This window comes from Glacieibacterium sp. (assembly GCF_965200405.1).
In the GTDB taxonomy this organism is placed as follows: domain Bacteria; phylum Pseudomonadota; class Alphaproteobacteria; order Sphingomonadales; family Sphingomonadaceae; genus Glacieibacterium.
Genome location: NZ_OZ241356.1, coordinates 1,254,944 through 1,267,987 on the forward strand (window position 1 = coordinate 1,254,944; position 13,044 = coordinate 1,267,987).

At 64.2% G+C, this 13,044-nt stretch carries 15 protein-coding genes and 2 tRNA genes; 9 read left to right on the forward strand and 8 right to left on the reverse strand.

Annotated elements, in window-relative coordinates:
• Nucleotide 1: 1 nt before the first annotated feature.
• Together ACOFKW_RS05680 and gmd are read right to left on the reverse strand one after the other, a co-directional pair.
• Nucleotides 2-925 (reverse strand): GDP-mannose 4,6-dehydratase, encoded by a 924-nt coding sequence (locus ACOFKW_RS05680; RefSeq protein WP_419816377.1) that lies wholly within the window; start codon nt 923-925, stop codon nt 2-4.
• Nucleotides 868-1,902 carry a GDP-mannose 4,6-dehydratase gene (gene gmd / locus ACOFKW_RS05685; protein ID WP_419816877.1) on the reverse strand — a complete coding sequence of 345 codons (1,035 nt, stop codon included), beginning with the start codon at nt 1,900-1,902 and terminating at the stop codon, nt 868-870. The genes ACOFKW_RS05680 and gmd overlap by 58 nt, the downstream gene beginning before the upstream one ends.
• Before the next feature lie 231 nt (nt 1,903-2,133).
• On the opposite strand from gmd, the gene ACOFKW_RS05690 reads away from it, so the two are divergent.
• Entirely contained in the window at nt 2,134-3,063 is a 930-nt protein-coding gene (locus ACOFKW_RS05690; protein WP_419816378.1) for a methyltransferase domain-containing protein, read from the forward strand.
• A gap of 267 nt (nt 3,064-3,330) precedes the next feature.
• Here the strand turns inward: ACOFKW_RS05690 and ACOFKW_RS05695 are convergent.
• A tRNA-Ala gene (locus ACOFKW_RS05695) sits at nt 3,331-3,406 on the reverse strand.
• Between the two features lie 75 nt (nt 3,407-3,481).
• Complete coding sequence (locus tag ACOFKW_RS05700) at nt 3,482-3,796, reverse strand: FYDLN acid domain-containing protein (RefSeq protein ID WP_419816379.1); 315 nt, start codon at nt 3,794-3,796, stop codon at nt 3,482-3,484.
• Nucleotides 3,797-3,886: 90 nt separating this feature from the next.
• On the opposite strand from ACOFKW_RS05700, the gene aroA reads away from it, so the two are divergent.
• On the forward strand, nt 3,887-5,206 hold the full coding sequence (aroA, locus tag ACOFKW_RS05705) for a 3-phosphoshikimate 1-carboxyvinyltransferase (protein WP_419816380.1): 1,320 nt from the start codon (nt 3,887-3,889) through the stop codon (nt 5,204-5,206).
• Here aroA and wecB read toward each other — a convergent pair.
• Entirely contained in the window at nt 5,174-6,331 is a 1,158-nt protein-coding gene (gene wecB, locus ACOFKW_RS05710; protein ID WP_419816381.1) for a non-hydrolyzing UDP-N-acetylglucosamine 2-epimerase, read from the reverse strand. The two genes, aroA and wecB, sit on opposite strands and share 33 nt — an antisense overlap.
• A gap of 126 nt (nt 6,332-6,457) precedes the next feature.
• Between wecB and ACOFKW_RS05715 the strand changes: the two genes are divergently transcribed.
• The 7 genes from ACOFKW_RS05715 (at nt 6,458) to ACOFKW_RS05745 (ending at nt 11,115) form a co-directional block, all read left to right on the forward strand.
• The gene (locus ACOFKW_RS05715) at nt 6,458-6,637 is read left to right on the forward strand and encodes a (2Fe-2S)-binding protein (protein ID WP_419816382.1); all 180 of its coding nucleotides are present in this window, start codon (nt 6,458-6,460) and stop codon (nt 6,635-6,637) included.
• 80 nt (nt 6,638-6,717) lie between these two features.
• Nucleotides 6,718-7,197 carry a bacterioferritin gene (gene bfr / locus ACOFKW_RS05720; RefSeq protein ID WP_419816383.1) on the forward strand — a complete coding sequence of 160 codons (480 nt, stop codon included), beginning with the start codon at nt 6,718-6,720 and terminating at the stop codon, nt 7,195-7,197.
• A gap of 157 nt (nt 7,198-7,354) precedes the next feature.
• Complete coding sequence (locus tag ACOFKW_RS05725; protein WP_419816384.1) at nt 7,355-7,933, forward strand: PEPxxWA-CTERM sorting domain-containing protein; 579 nt, start codon at nt 7,355-7,357, stop codon at nt 7,931-7,933.
• Nucleotides 7,934-8,008: 75 nt separating this feature from the next.
• Entirely contained in the window at nt 8,009-8,641 is a 633-nt protein-coding gene (gene cmk / locus ACOFKW_RS05730; RefSeq protein ID WP_419816385.1) for a (d)CMP kinase, read from the forward strand.
• 140 nt (nt 8,642-8,781) lie between these two features.
• Entirely contained in the window at nt 8,782-10,521 is a 1,740-nt protein-coding gene (gene rpsA, locus ACOFKW_RS05735; RefSeq protein WP_419816386.1) for a 30S ribosomal protein S1, read from the forward strand.
• 167 nt (nt 10,522-10,688) lie between these two features.
• Nucleotides 10,689-10,970, forward strand: a complete 282-nt coding sequence (ihfB, locus tag ACOFKW_RS05740) for an integration host factor subunit beta (protein WP_419816387.1) — start codon at nt 10,689-10,691, stop codon at nt 10,968-10,970.
• A 62-nt stretch (nt 10,971-11,032) separates the two neighbouring features.
• A tRNA-Leu gene (locus ACOFKW_RS05745) sits at nt 11,033-11,115 on the forward strand.
• A 10-nt stretch (nt 11,116-11,125) separates the two neighbouring features.
• Here the strand turns inward: ACOFKW_RS05745 and ACOFKW_RS05750 are convergent.
• From ACOFKW_RS05750 to folD, 3 genes are read right to left on the reverse strand one after another with little or no spacing between them, the layout of a single operon-like run.
• Nucleotides 11,126-11,527, reverse strand: coding sequence for a GtrA family protein (locus ACOFKW_RS05750; protein WP_419816388.1), 402 nt, complete (start codon nt 11,525-11,527; stop codon nt 11,126-11,128).
• Nucleotides 11,520-12,149, reverse strand: coding sequence for a MarC family protein (locus tag ACOFKW_RS05755; RefSeq protein WP_419816389.1), 630 nt, complete (start codon nt 12,147-12,149; stop codon nt 11,520-11,522). Before ACOFKW_RS05755 ends, ACOFKW_RS05750 begins: the two co-directional genes overlap by 8 nt.
• Entirely contained in the window at nt 12,146-13,042 is an 897-nt protein-coding gene (gene folD / locus ACOFKW_RS05760) for a bifunctional methylenetetrahydrofolate dehydrogenase/methenyltetrahydrofolate cyclohydrolase FolD (protein ID WP_419816390.1), read from the reverse strand. Before folD ends, ACOFKW_RS05755 begins: the two co-directional genes overlap by 4 nt.
• Nucleotides 13,043-13,044: the final 2 nt, after the last annotated feature.

Genomic DNA, 13,044 nt, shown 5'->3' on the forward strand with positions numbered 1-13,044 from the left:
TTCAGACCTCCAGCATCCAGCTCAGAGTCTCGCCGAAGTGATGGCGCGTCTGTTGACCGAGAAGCGCATCGAGCTTTGCCGGGTCTCCAACCAGGGTTTTGATTTCATCGGAGCGAACAAAAGCCGGATTTACTTGAATCTCGATCTCGTGCCGGGTGATCGCGGCGCAGGTTTCCACGATCCACTCCAGTGAGTACGCATGTCCAGAGCATATGTTGACGAATTCGCCCTGCGCTGCAGATAACAGCAATTCGGCGTAGAAGCTGGCGACGTCACGAACGTCGGTGAAATCGCGAGCAACATCTAAATTGCCGAGTTCGAGAACCGGTTCGCGACGCGCGAAATGGCCGACGATCTTGGGAACGAGAAACTGCGCGCTTTGACCCCGGCCGGTGTAGTTGAACGGCCTAGTGACGACAATCGGCAGCCGGTCAAACCACTGGCGGACAAGATGCTCCATGGCGAGCTTGCTACAGGCATAATGATTGACCGGAGCTGGCGTGCTCGCCTCGTCCAGTGGCGAGACGTGTGTATTGCCGTAGATGTTAGCGCTACTGGCTACGACGATTTTGCGGACAGGCTGCGGCGCGCCGGCCAAAGCTTGTAGCAGATTGACAGTGCCGATGGTGTTGACGCGGTAAAAGTCGGCTGGATCGTCATGCCCGACGAAGCTGATGGCGGCGAGGTGGACGACGTAATCCGGCGCAATCCGCGCCACGGCGTCGGCGATCGTTTCCGGCAGCGTCAGGTCGAAGCTTTCGACGACGGCTGCAGGATCGACGGCTTCGAGGCCTCGCGCAGCCAGCGCCTCGGCCACATAGATGCCGGTGAAGCCCGACAGGCCGGTAACAAGGACCCGGGGCTTGGTCAGAACGACACTCCGGCCGCGACGCGCCGCAGGTCGGCCTCGACCATCATCGCGCACAGAGTTTCGAGATCGGTCGTCGCTTCCCAGCCGAGGTCGACCTTGGCCTTAGTAGCGTCACCGATCAGCAGTTCGACCTCGGCAGGACGGTAGAAAGCTTCGTTTACCTTGACGACGGTCTTGCCGGTGGCCGTGTCGCGGGCAATTTCCTCGGCACCATCGCCGCTGAACTCGAGTGCGATGCCGACCGCCTTGAACGCCAGTCGCACGAAGTCGCGCACCGACTCGGTACGGTTCGTCGCCAGCACGTACGAGTCGGGTGTATCCGCTCGCAGGATGCGGATCATCCCTTCGACATAGTCCTGCGCAAACCCCCAGTCGCGCTTGGCGTCGAGGTTGCCCAACTCGAGCTGGTCAAGCTTGCCGAGCTTAATCCTAGCAGCCCCGTCGGTGATCTTCCGGGTCACGAATTCGAGGCCCCGCAGCGGCGACTCGTGATTGAACAGGATTCCGCACGAGCCATGAATGCCATAGGATTCGCGGTAGTTGATTGTCATCCAATGCGCGTAGAGCTTTGCCACACCATACGGGCTGCGTGGGTAGAATGGCGTATCCTCTTTCTGCGGGATTGCCTGCACCTTGCCGAACATTTCCGACGTCGACGCCTGGTAGAAGCGCACCTTGGGGTTGATCAGGCGGATCGCTTCGAGCAGGTTGAGCGGACCAAGGCCGGTGATCATTGCGGTGGCTGCAGGCTGATGAAACGACACGCCGACGAAGCTTTGTGCAGCGAGGTTGTAGACCTCGTCCGGCTTGACGCGGTCGATCAGCGAAATACTGGCGCCGACGTCGATAAGGTCATGCTCGACGAGCGTCAGGTTGGGATGCTCGCGAACGCCGAGCTCGTCCATTCGCCAGAAATTCGCTGAGCTCGTGCGGCGGAAGGTGCCGACGACGTGCGTCCCCTCCGCCAGCAGCGTGCGCGCCAGATAAGCACCGTCCTGACCGGTCACGCCGGTGATGATCGCAGTACGCATGTCTGTAACTTGGCTCCGAACAGTCCGATTAAATAAAAATCTTCTCGCCGGGACGGCAAGGCCGATAGCGGCCGTCTTGCTGACGGCATAGGACGATGCAGTCAAGCGCCGAACTCGCTTCCCGCCACCCCAATTAACATCATAAGTCGAGTTGATCCGACCAGTAAGGCTAGCTAGAAGCGCCATACTTACGGAAGCGTTACGAGTGGAGGCGCGCTAGTGTCAGTGATCATGAGCGCCTTCAAAGCCGTTAATCGCGCGCTTGCGCCGCTCGGCATCCGGTTGGCCCGCGCGTCGCCTGCCGCAGCATCAGCAACTGCTGCGCCATCGTTGGAGTTTCCCGTCGCTTTTAACCGTGAACGGCTGCTCAAACTGATGTTATCGCTGGAAATGGACCGTCCGCCGCCCAAGGAACTCCGGGCCTATGGCGAAGCCGACTGCGATAGGTTCATTCAGACGCTGGGTATGGTGCCTCAAACCTCGGGACGGGCGCTAGAAATCGGCTCGAACCCGTATTTCACGACGATCCTAATGAAGCAGTTTCGCCAATTTGAAGTGACCATGACCAATTTCTTCTCGGGGCCGGTCGCGCTGATGTCGCAGATGGTCAGCTATTTCGACGCCGCAGCTGAGCGGCGCGTCAGCGAGAAATTCGAATACTGGAACGTGAACGTCGAAACAGACCGGCTGCCTAGCGAGGACGACGCTTTCGATCTTGTCCTGTTTTGCGAAATTCTCGAGCATATGACCAATGACCCGCTGGCTGCGCTGATGGAGATAAAGCGGGTGCTCAAGCCCGGCGGGCAGCTTATCGTCACGACGCCCAACGTTGCACGGATCGAGAACGTCGCGCGGCTAATCGCCGGCGAGAACCTTTACGATCCTTATTCGGGCTATGGTCCGTATGGTCGCCACAACCGGGAGTACACGGTCGCGGAGCTCGAGCGGCTGATGAATCATTGCGGCTTCGAGCGTGAGATCCTGTTTACCGGGAACGTATCGCCACCGGTCCACGACAGTCTACCGGTCGCCGTTGCCGGTGTTGGAGACCGACTGAGTGCCGGCGACCTAGGCCAGTATATCTTCTCACGCTGGCGCAATGTTGCGGCCACTAGCCCTGGGCGTCCGGAGTGGTTGTACCGGAGCTATTCCGAAGCCTAGCAGACTTGGCCAGGCGATCAGGTCCACCGGCTGCGGCACTAGCGCGTCCAGTCTAAGCCACCCGACAGGACGAAGAAGTCGGGCTGAAGTTTGTCAACGGAGAACGCGCCGTTGATAACGATCCCCTTCCGAGGCGTGGTCGGTCGTGTCGTGATAGGTCGAGTACTGTGCTCGTCTCGAACGGGTTCGATGCGGCCGCAACGATACCGCTGACCGTTTAGCAGATCTGAGCCGGAATTTCTGTTCAGCAAAATTAATACCGAAGGGTGGTGGAGCGTAGCGGGATCGAACCGCTGACCTCTACAATGCCATCGTAGCGCTCTCCCAGCTGAGCTAACGCCCCAAGCACCCTTGGCAATTCCCGACCGTGGCCGGGCGGCGGTGACTAGGCCGAAACCCGGTCCCGCGCAATAGTGATTTAGCGTTCTTCCTCGTCGTCACCGGTAACGACTGCGGCAAGGTCCTCGTCGTCGTCGCCGAGATCGACGTCGGGGGCCTCGGCATCCTCGGCAGCCTCGATGTCCAGATCGTCGTCGGCGTCACCGTCCTCGGTGGTCTTGGCGACGGGCTTGGCGACCTCGAAGGTCTGCGTCTGCTTGGACTTGAGAACTGGCTCGGGCATCCAGGTGTTGCCGCAGGCGATGCAGGTCACCGGATCGTCATGGGTCAGGTCGTAGAAGCGCGTATTGCACTTAGGGCAGGCACGCTTGGTGCCCCATTCAGCTTTGGTCACGTTTGTGGAACTCCGGTCGCCGATCGAGCGGCGCTTGAACGCGCGGTGCCTTGCCACAGCGGGGTGCCGGTGTCAAAGCGCAGCGGGTAAATGGCCACCCTCTCCCTCCAGTGCAATACGCCCCTGACCGGCTCCGTCGTCGTGCCCGGCGACAAGTCGATGTCGCACCGCGCGCTGATGCTGGGCAGCCTGGCCGTGGGCGAAACCGTCGTCACCGGCTTGCTGGAAGGCGAGGACGTGCTGGCGACGGCGGCGGCGATGCGCGCTATGGGCGCCGAAATTGGCCGTGACGATGCCGGGCTGTGGCACATTCACGGCGTTGGCGTCGGTGGACTGCTGCAGCCGCGTGTCGCGTTGGACATGGGCAATTCGGGAACCTCGACGCGGTTGCTGATGGGGGTGATCGCCAGCCACCGGATCACCGCGACGTTTATCGGCGATGCCTCGCTGTCGGCCCGGCCGATGCGTCGCGTGACCGAGCCGCTGTCGACGATGGGAGCGCAATTCACGACGGCACCTGGCGAGCGTCTGCCGTTGACGATGACCGGCTGCTGCCCCGCGGTGCCGATCCGCTATGTGCTGCCGGTCGCCTCGGCACAGGTGAAGTCGGCGGTCCTGCTGGCCGGGCTGAACGCGCCGGGAATCACCAGCGTCGTCGAGCGAATCGCCACCCGCGACCACAGCGAGCGGATGCTGCGCGGGTTCGGCGCGACGGTGACGGTCGAGGACAGTCCCGAGGGTCGAATCATCGCGGTGACCGGCGAAGCCGAGCTGAGGCCGCAGGTGCTGACCGTACCGGGCGACATATCGTCGGCAGCGTTCGTGATCGTCGCCTCGCTGATCGTGCCGGGCAGCGACGTGACGATCACCAATGTCGGGGTCAATCCGACCCGCGACGGGTTGCTGCGCGCGCTGATCGCGATGGGCGGGAATATCGAGATATTGAGCCCGCGCACCGTCGGGGGCGAGCCGGTCGCCGACCTGCGGGTCCGGCACGGCGCCTTGACCGGTATCGAGGTGCCGCCGGAGTGGGCGGCGTCGATGATCGACGAGTATCCGATCCTGTTCGTCGCGGCGGCGTTCGCCAGCGGATCGACGACGATGCGCGGGCTGGAGGAACTACGGGTCAAGGAGTCGGACCGCATCGCCGTGATGGCCCAGGGCCTGGCGGCGTGCGGCGTGAGCGTCGACGAGTTGCCCGACGGGCTGATCGTCCATGGGCGGAGCGGCGATGCGGTAGCGGGCGGTGCGACGATCGCAGCGATGCTCGACCACCGCATCGCGATGAGCTTCGCGGTGCTGGCGCTGAACGCCACGGCAGCGGTGACCGTCGACGACGCGGCGCCGATCGGCACCAGCTTCCCCGGTTTCGTGGCGCTATTCCAGCAACTCGGTGCTGTCGCCCGCTGAGCCGTAGAGCCGGTCGAGCACGGCGATCATCCGCGGCGTCGCGGAGCCATCGCCATAGGGCAGCGCCGCTTCCGACATTCGCGCCAGAGCCGTCGCATTGCCGAGCAGGTCGAGAACGGCGGCGACGATGGTGTCCGGGTCGGTGCCGACCAGCCGGGCATTGCCGCTCGCCAGCCCCTCGTCGCGTTCGGTAATCCGGCGGGTCACCAGAACCGGCACGCCGAGTGCCGGCGCTTCCTCCTGGATGCCGCCCGAGTCGGTGAGGACGATGACCGCCTGGCGCAGCAGCCAGACAAAGGCCGGATAACCGAGCGGCGGTACCAGGTGGACACCGGGAACGTCGCCAAGGATCTGGCGCAGTGGCCCAGAAATCTCGGGACTTGGATGCACCGGCAGCACGATCTGGACGCCGTGGTCGAGGACCAGCCGGCGCGCGGCGGTGGCAATGCCGATGATGCCGGCGCCGCGATTCTCACGCCGATGAGCGGTGACAAGCAACAGCGGCCGGCTGGGGTCGATCGGAGGCAGTTCGGCGATCACTCGACGCCGCAATCCCGCATCGGCGTCGAGACGTGTTTCGACCAGCTTCAGCGCGTCGATGCCGCTATTGCCGCTGACGTGGATGGTATCGGTGGCGATTCCCTCGCTCAGCAGTGCGCTGCGCGCTGTCTGCGTCGGGGCGAAGTGCAGGGTAGCGAGTTGCGCGATGGCACGGCGGTGCAGCTCCTCCGGAAAGGGCTCGGCGATGCTGCCGCTGCGCAGCCCGGCCTCGACATGGACCAGCGGCCGGCGTGCGTAGCCGGCAGCCTGGGCGGCGGCGAAGCTGGTGGCGGTATCGCCCTGCGCCACGATCGCGGCGGGAGCGCATGAGTCGATGACCTGCATCAGCGCCGGCAGCGCGGCGGCGACGACATCCGCTGGCGACTGCCGTGGGCGCATCAGGCGAAGGTCGAACGCCGGCACCAGGCCAAAGTCTTCGAGGACGTCGTCGAGCAGCGCGCCGTGCTGCCCGGTCGCGCAGATCAGCGGGCGAAGACGGCGATGATCAGCCAGCGCCAACATCAACGGCGCGAGCTTGATCGCCTCCGGCCGCGTGCCGACAACGCAAAGAATCGGTGCCCGCATGCCAGATCATCCCCCGACGCACGTTTCGCCTCCAAAACGAATATTTACAAGCCGTGATGTTGCGAACCACTTGCATTACCCTGCGCACATGATAATCAGTCGCAGTCGGTTCGCAGCGAGGTCCAGGTGATCGTCTGTTTCTGCAATGCACTGAAGGAAGCTCAGCTTCGCGCCGCGGCGCGAGGCGGTGCCGGGCATCCCGTCGAGGCCTATGCAAGCCTTGGCTGCAAGCCGCGTTGTGGCCAATGCCTGCCGTTCGCCCGCGAGGTCATGGCCGACGAGGCACGTCTTAGCCAGGCGGCGTGATCCGTTACGCCCAGGCGTTGCCGGGTTGACGCAACACCCTCTTGCGCCGCAGTTACGGCCGGTAATCGAAAGGTCGGCTAATGCGCGGTGATCCCAAGGTAATCGAGGCGTTGAACGCCGCATTGTTCAACGAACTGACGGCAATCAATCAATATTTCCTGCACTACCGGCTGCTCGACCATTGGGGTTATGCGCTGCTGGCGAAGCATGAATATGCTGAATCCATCGAGGAGATGAAGCACGCGGACAGCCTGATCGCGCGCATCCTGTTTCTCGACGGCCTGCCAAATCTCCAGACGCTCGGCCGTCTGCGCATCGGCGAAAATGTCCCCGAGTTGCTCGATGCCGACCTGGCGCTCGAGGTCGACGCGCTGGCGCAGCTCCGCGGCGCTGTGGTGCTGTGCGAGTCAGCACGCGATTTTGTCAGCCGTGACCTGTTCGTGTCGATCCTCGAAGCGGAAGAGGAGCATGTCGACTTCCTCGAGCGTCAGAAAGACATGATCGCCGGCATGGGCCTGCAGAATTACCTGCAATTGCAGAGCAAGCCGGCAGCCGAATAATCATCCTTACCCAGGCGCTAAGAAATACCCTATCGTAGGATAGAATTTCGTTTCTTTTGAGTAGTTTGGTGTAATTCTTAACGTCTCCCTGCGTAACTCTCACCGGCATCGGGGTGGTGCGAGTGAGTAGCTGGCAACCGCCGGCGCGGGGAGTGTTATGAGTAAGTATTCAGTTGTTGCGTTGCTGGCGGCCGCATTGTGCGCAGCGCCTGCCTTCTCTGTGCCGTTCTCGATGTCCGGGGACACGACCGGATCCTCAACCTTTCACCGGCCGATCGACAATTTTGCCGATGCGCCGACCGATCTTTCCGAAATCGGCACCGAGGTCGCCTACGATGCCATCGAATTCTCGGTGTCCGAGTCCGGGCAATACGAATTCCTGTCGCTGGCCGGCTTCGATAATTTCCTTGGCCTCTACAGTGGCAGCTTCGATCCTTCGAACGCGCTCGCCAACGCGTTGATCTATAACGATGATGGCAGCGAGGGAGTTGGATCTTCGGGCTTTTCCTACGAGATGATCGCCGGGCTGGAATATTTTGCTGTCGTCACCGGCTATGGCAACACGGACTTCGGGACCTACGACCTGTCGATCGACGGTCCCGGCTTCATCGCCACGGGTATTGCCGAGGAGGTCGGCGGCAGCGTGCCGGAACCAGCCAGCTGGGCGCTCATGGTCATGGGTTTCGGCCTTGTCGGCGCCGTAGCGCGGCGAAGGACGCTACCGGTCGCCGGCTGACGTCCGACCACGCGGCTTGCCGATGGGGCGCACGACGGGTTAAGCGGCGCTGATGCCGACACCCTGCCCCATCCGATGATCATCGCCGTTGACGGCCCCGCCGCCAGTGGCAAGGGTACCATCGCCAGGGCGCTGGCGCGGACCTATGGCCTGCCGCATCTCGACACCGGCAAGCTGTACCGCGCCGTCGGGTTGGCGGTGCGGCTGGGTGGTGGCAACCCGGCCGACGCGGCGATCGCCGAGCATCACGCCCGTCACCTCGATCCGGCGCTGCTCGACGAGCCCGACCTGATGAGCGCCGACAATGCCGAAAGCGCCTCGATCGTGTCTGCCCATCCCGGCGTCCGTGCCGCCCTGCTGGAGCGCCAGCGTGCCTTCGCCGGGCAGCCGGGCGGCGCGGTTCTCGACGGGCGCGACATCGGCACGGTCATCGCGCCGTTCGCCGACGCCAAGTTGTTCGTCACCGCATCGCCGGCCGAGCGGGCCCGGCGGCGGCACGTCGAGTTGCGCGGCAGCGGCGACCACCGCGACTTCGCCCATGTCCTTGCCGACATCGAGGCGCGTGACGACCGCGATTCGCACCGCTCGATCGCGCCGCTGGTACGCGCCGAGGATGCTGCCTTGCTGGATACCAGCGAATTGGGTATAGACGCCGCCGTTCAACGGGCGATTGCGCTGGTAGCAGCAGCAACGGGCCGGACCGGCTAACCGATTCGCGAAGGCCTGGGGATCACCCCCGTCGGCGCGAAGCCTTTTTCCTTTGAACTTGGGCGCGTCCGCATGGTGCGGCGCGAACGGCGTGAACGGGCGGCATGGTGCCGGTCGATCGAACGAGGACGTACAGATTTATGGCAACTGCGGCACAACCGACTCGCGACGATTTCGCGGCGATGCTGGAAAGCTCGCTCGGCAAGAACCAGTCCTTCGAAGGTCGCGTGGTCAAGGGCCGCGTCACCGCCATCGAAAACGACTTGGCCGTCATCGACGTCGGTTTGAAGTCCGAAGGCCGCGTGCCGCTGCGCGAATTCGCTGCCCCGGGCATGAAGGCCGAGATCAACGTCGGCGATGAAGTCGAAGTCTATGTCGACCGCGTCGAGAATTCGCTGGGCGAGGCGATGCTGTCGCGCGACCGCGCTCGCCGCGAAGCTGCCTGGGACACGCTGGAGACGCAGTACGCCGCCAACGAGCGCGTCGAGGGCGTCATCTTCGGCCGGGTCAAGGGCGGCTTCACCGTCGACCTGTCCGGCGCCGTCGCCTTCCTGCCGGGTTCGCAGGTCGATATCCGCCCGGTGCGCGATGTCACCCCGCTGATGAACCTGCCGCAGCCCTTCGTGATCCTGAAGATGGACCGCAAGCGCGGCAACATCGTCGTGTCGCGCCGTTCGATCCTGGAAGAGAGCCGCGCCGAGCAGCGCACCGGCCTGATCCAGAGCCTCGCCGAGGGCCAGATCGTCGACGGTACCGTCAAGAACATCACCGACTACGGCGCCTTCGTCGACCTGGGTGGCATCGACGGCCTGCTGCATGTCACCGACATGAGCTACAAGCGCGTCGGTCACCCGAGCGAAGTTCTCAACATCGGCGACGTGCTCCGCGTCCAGATCGTCCGCATCAACCGCGAGACGCAGCGCATCAGCCTCGGCATGAAGCAGCTCGAGGCCGATCCGTGGACGACGGCGGCCGAGCGCTACCCGGTCGATTCGAAGCACAAGGGGCGCGTCACCAACATCACGGAATACGGCGCATTCGTCGAACTGGAAGCCGGCATCGAAGGCCTGGTCCATGTTTCCGAAATGTCGTGGGTCAAGAAGAACGTCCACCCCGGCAAGATCGTCAGCACCAGCCAGGAGGTCGAAGTCATCGTCCTCGAGGTCGACGAGGAGAAGCGTCGCATCTCGCTCGGTCTCAAGCAGGCGCAGCGCAATCCTTGGGAAGTGTTCGCCGAACAGTATCCGGTTGGCGCCATCGTCGAGGGTGAAGTCAAGAACACCACCGAGTTCGGGCTCTTTGTGGGCCTCGACGGCGACGTCGACGGCATGGTCCACATGTCCGACATCGCCTGGGGCCTGACCGGCGAGCAGGCTTTGGCCGCTCACCACAAGGGCGAGCGCGTCCGCGCCGTGGTCCTCGAGATCGACGTCGAGAAGGAGCGCATCTCGCTTGGCATCAAGCAGCTCGACGAGTCGAAGGTCACCGCACCTACGGCCGGCGCGGCTGGTGGTGCAGCGGGTGGCGCAAATGGCGAGTATCGTAAGAACCAGATCGTCACCGCGACGGTCATCGAGGCTCGCGATGGTGGTATCGAAGTCCAGGTTGGCGAAGATGGCCCGCTGGCATTCATCAAGCGCGGCGATCTTTCGCGCGACCGCGACGAGCAGCGTGCCGAGCGTTTCCAGGTCGGCCAGAAGGTCGATGCGATGGTGATCGGCCTCGAGAAGAACAAGAAGCCGATGCTCAGCATCAAGGCGATGCAGATCACCGAGGAGAAGCAGGCCGTGGCGCAGTACGGTTCGTCCGATTCCGGCGCATCGCTCGGCGACATCCTGGGTGCAGCGCTCAACCGGGCTCGCGACGCCGACAAGAGCTAACTTTCGTACAGACACGACGGCCGCGCCCCGCCAGCAATGGTGGGGCGTTGGTTTTTGTGGGAAGTTCGTTATCCTTATGGTAACGGGTTGACCATTCGTTACGGCGGCGTAATCTCGTGTTGCCCAACGCACGGCAACAAGCGAGGTGGGGATCAAGAGGATGGGTCATGATCAGGTCTGAGCTAGTGCAGGCAATCGGGGCGGCAAACGGCCACCTGACGCAACGCGATGTCGAGGGGATCGTCACCACGATCTTCGAGGAGATCGTCGCAGCGCTGGCAGCGGGGCGCCGGGTCGAACTGCGTGGCTTCGGGGCTTTCTCGACACGCGGTCGCGATGCCCGCACCGGGCGCAACCCGCGCACCGGCACCGCAGTCGCGGTGGACGCCAAGCGGGTCCCATACTTCAAGCCGGGCAAGGACCTGCGCGAGCGTCTCAACGTCGCCTGACCGGGCGACATCTAGGGGTTTGCGCGAGCGTCATCAAAACGCGTAAGTGTCGCCCTGCCCGCGCCCGCGTGGCGAAATGGTAGACGCATGGGACTTAAAATCCTTGGCCCCCTGGGGTGTGCCGGTTCGAGTCCGGCCGCGGGTACGGGCGCTGCTTACTTGTCGCCGAGCAGCGAGCGGTAGCGCCAGAAGTTGAACACTGCCGCGATCCCGGTGCCCAGGACCATCGCCGCGAGCAGGCTGCCGCCGACCCAGAGCACGGCTGAGTAGATCGCATAGTTGAGCGCGATCCCAGCCAGCGCCAATCCGGTATAGGCGGCGAACTCGCGCCAGCTCGGCGGTGCGCTGGTCTTGAATGTCAGCCGTCGGTTGAGCACCCAGGTCAGCACCATCGCCAGCGCCATGCTCAGCACCCGCCCGGCATAGGGCGAAGCACCGAGCTGGATGGTTGCCGCCAGCACGCCATAGTCGAGCGCGAACGCCGAGAGGCCGACGAAACCGAAACGCACGATCTCTCCCGCCCAGGGCGGGATGCCGCGCAGGTAGCGGTCAGGCAAGGTGGAAGCTCTCGCGGATACCGTCGATGACGAACTGTGCGGCGAGCGCTGCCAGGATGACGCCGAGCAGCCGCGTGATCATCGCCTCGATCTTGTCGCCCATCAAGCGCATCAGCGGGCCGGCGGCGAGCAACGCGCCAAGCATGACCAGCAGCACCGCGCCGAGAGCCGCCAGCACCGTCAAGCTGGCCTCAAGCCCACGCGCCTTGGCCATCAACAGCATTACCGCGGCGATCGAGCCCGGGCCGGCGATCATCGGAATGGCCATCGGGAAGACCGAGATGTCGGTCGGTTCCTCGGTCGCGCGGGAGACGCTGTTGGCGCGCTCCTCGCGGCGCTGGGTGCGGGTCTCGAACACCATGTCGATGGCGATCAGGAAGACCATGATGCCGCCCGCCAGCTTGAACGCCGGCAAGGTGATGCCGAGCGTCGTCAGGAAATCCTCGCCAAACAGCCCGAACAGCAGCAGCACCCCCGCCGCGATCGCCGTCGAGCGCCATGCCATCGAGCGGCGATAGCCTGCGCCGCCACCGCTGGTCAGCGACGAGAAGATCGGCACGCAGCCCGGCGGGTCGAGGACCACGAACAACGTCACGAAGGCCGAAACGAACAGCGCGATCATAGCGACGGGACCGCCAGTCCGGCCCGGGCATGTGCCGCGATCAACGTGTTGCGCAACAGGCAGGCGATGGTCATCGGCCCGACGCCGCCGGGCACCGGGGTGATCGCCCCCGCCACCTCCAGCGCTTCGGCAAAGGCAACGTCGCCGACAAGGCGGGTCTTGCCATCGGGCAGCGCGATGCGGTTCATGCCGACGTCGATGACAGTCGCACCCGGCTTCAGCCACGCACCACGCACCAGCTCCGGCACCCCGACCGCCGCGACGACGATATCGGCGCGGCCGACATGGGCGGCGAGATCGCGTGTCCGCGAATGGGCGACGGTCACCGTGGCGCTGGCCGCGACGAGCAATGCCGCCATTGGCTTGCCGACGATGTTCGAGCGACCGATCACCAGCGCTTCCAGCCCGCTCAAATCGCCGAGCCGGTCCTGCAGAAGCATGAGGCACCCCGAAGGCGTACACGGCACCAGTCCGGGCAGCCCGCTCGCCAGTCGTCCGGCATTGACCGGGTGGAAACCGTCGACATCCTTGTCCGGATCGACCGCCGCGATCACCCTGGCTTCAGAGATGTGCCTGGGACACGGCATCTGGACCAGGATGCCGTCGACGCCGTCATCGCCATTGAGCGCGGCGACCAGCGCAAGCAGCTCGTCCTCGGAAACGTCGGCGGGCAACCGGTGTTCGAACGACGCCATGCCGGCCTCGCGCGTCGCGATGCCCTTGTTGCGGACATAGACATGGCTGGCGGGATCTTCACCGACCAGCACCACCGCCAGACCGGGCACGCGGCCCGTAGCTGCCTGGAAGGCCGGCACGGCGGCGCCGACACGAGCCCGAAGCCCGGCGGCAAACGCCTTGCCGTCGATGATTGCCGCCCCCACGCCAGCCGCCATCA

Coding starts and splice junctions, on each gene's coding strand:
- ACOFKW_RS05690 (WP_419816378.1), top strand. CDS start 2,134: ATGAGCGCCTTCAAAGCCGTTAATCGCGCGCTTGCGCCGCTCGGCATC.
- folD (WP_419816390.1), bottom strand. CDS start 13,042: ATGGCGGCTGGCGTGGGGGCGGCAATCATCGACGGCAAGGCGTTTGCC.
- ACOFKW_RS05725 (WP_419816384.1), top strand. CDS start 7,355: ATGAGTAAGTATTCAGTTGTTGCGTTGCTGGCGGCCGCATTGTGCGCA.
- gmd (WP_419816877.1), bottom strand. CDS start 1,902: ATGCGTACTGCGATCATCACCGGCGTGACCGGTCAGGACGGTGCTTAT.
- aroA (WP_419816380.1), top strand. CDS start 3,887: ATGGCCACCCTCTCCCTCCAGTGCAATACGCCCCTGACCGGCTCCGTC.
- ACOFKW_RS05755 (WP_419816389.1), bottom strand. CDS start 12,149: ATGATCGCGCTGTTCGTTTCGGCCTTCGTGACGTTGTTCGTGGTCCTC.
- ihfB (WP_419816387.1), top strand. CDS start 10,689: ATGATCAGGTCTGAGCTAGTGCAGGCAATCGGGGCGGCAAACGGCCAC.
- bfr (WP_419816383.1), top strand. CDS start 6,718: ATGCGCGGTGATCCCAAGGTAATCGAGGCGTTGAACGCCGCATTGTTC.
- wecB (WP_419816381.1), bottom strand. CDS start 6,331: ATGCGGGCACCGATTCTTTGCGTTGTCGGCACGCGGCCGGAGGCGATC.
- cmk (WP_419816385.1), top strand. CDS start 8,009: ATGATCATCGCCGTTGACGGCCCCGCCGCCAGTGGCAAGGGTACCATC.
- rpsA (WP_419816386.1), top strand. CDS start 8,782: ATGGCAACTGCGGCACAACCGACTCGCGACGATTTCGCGGCGATGCTG.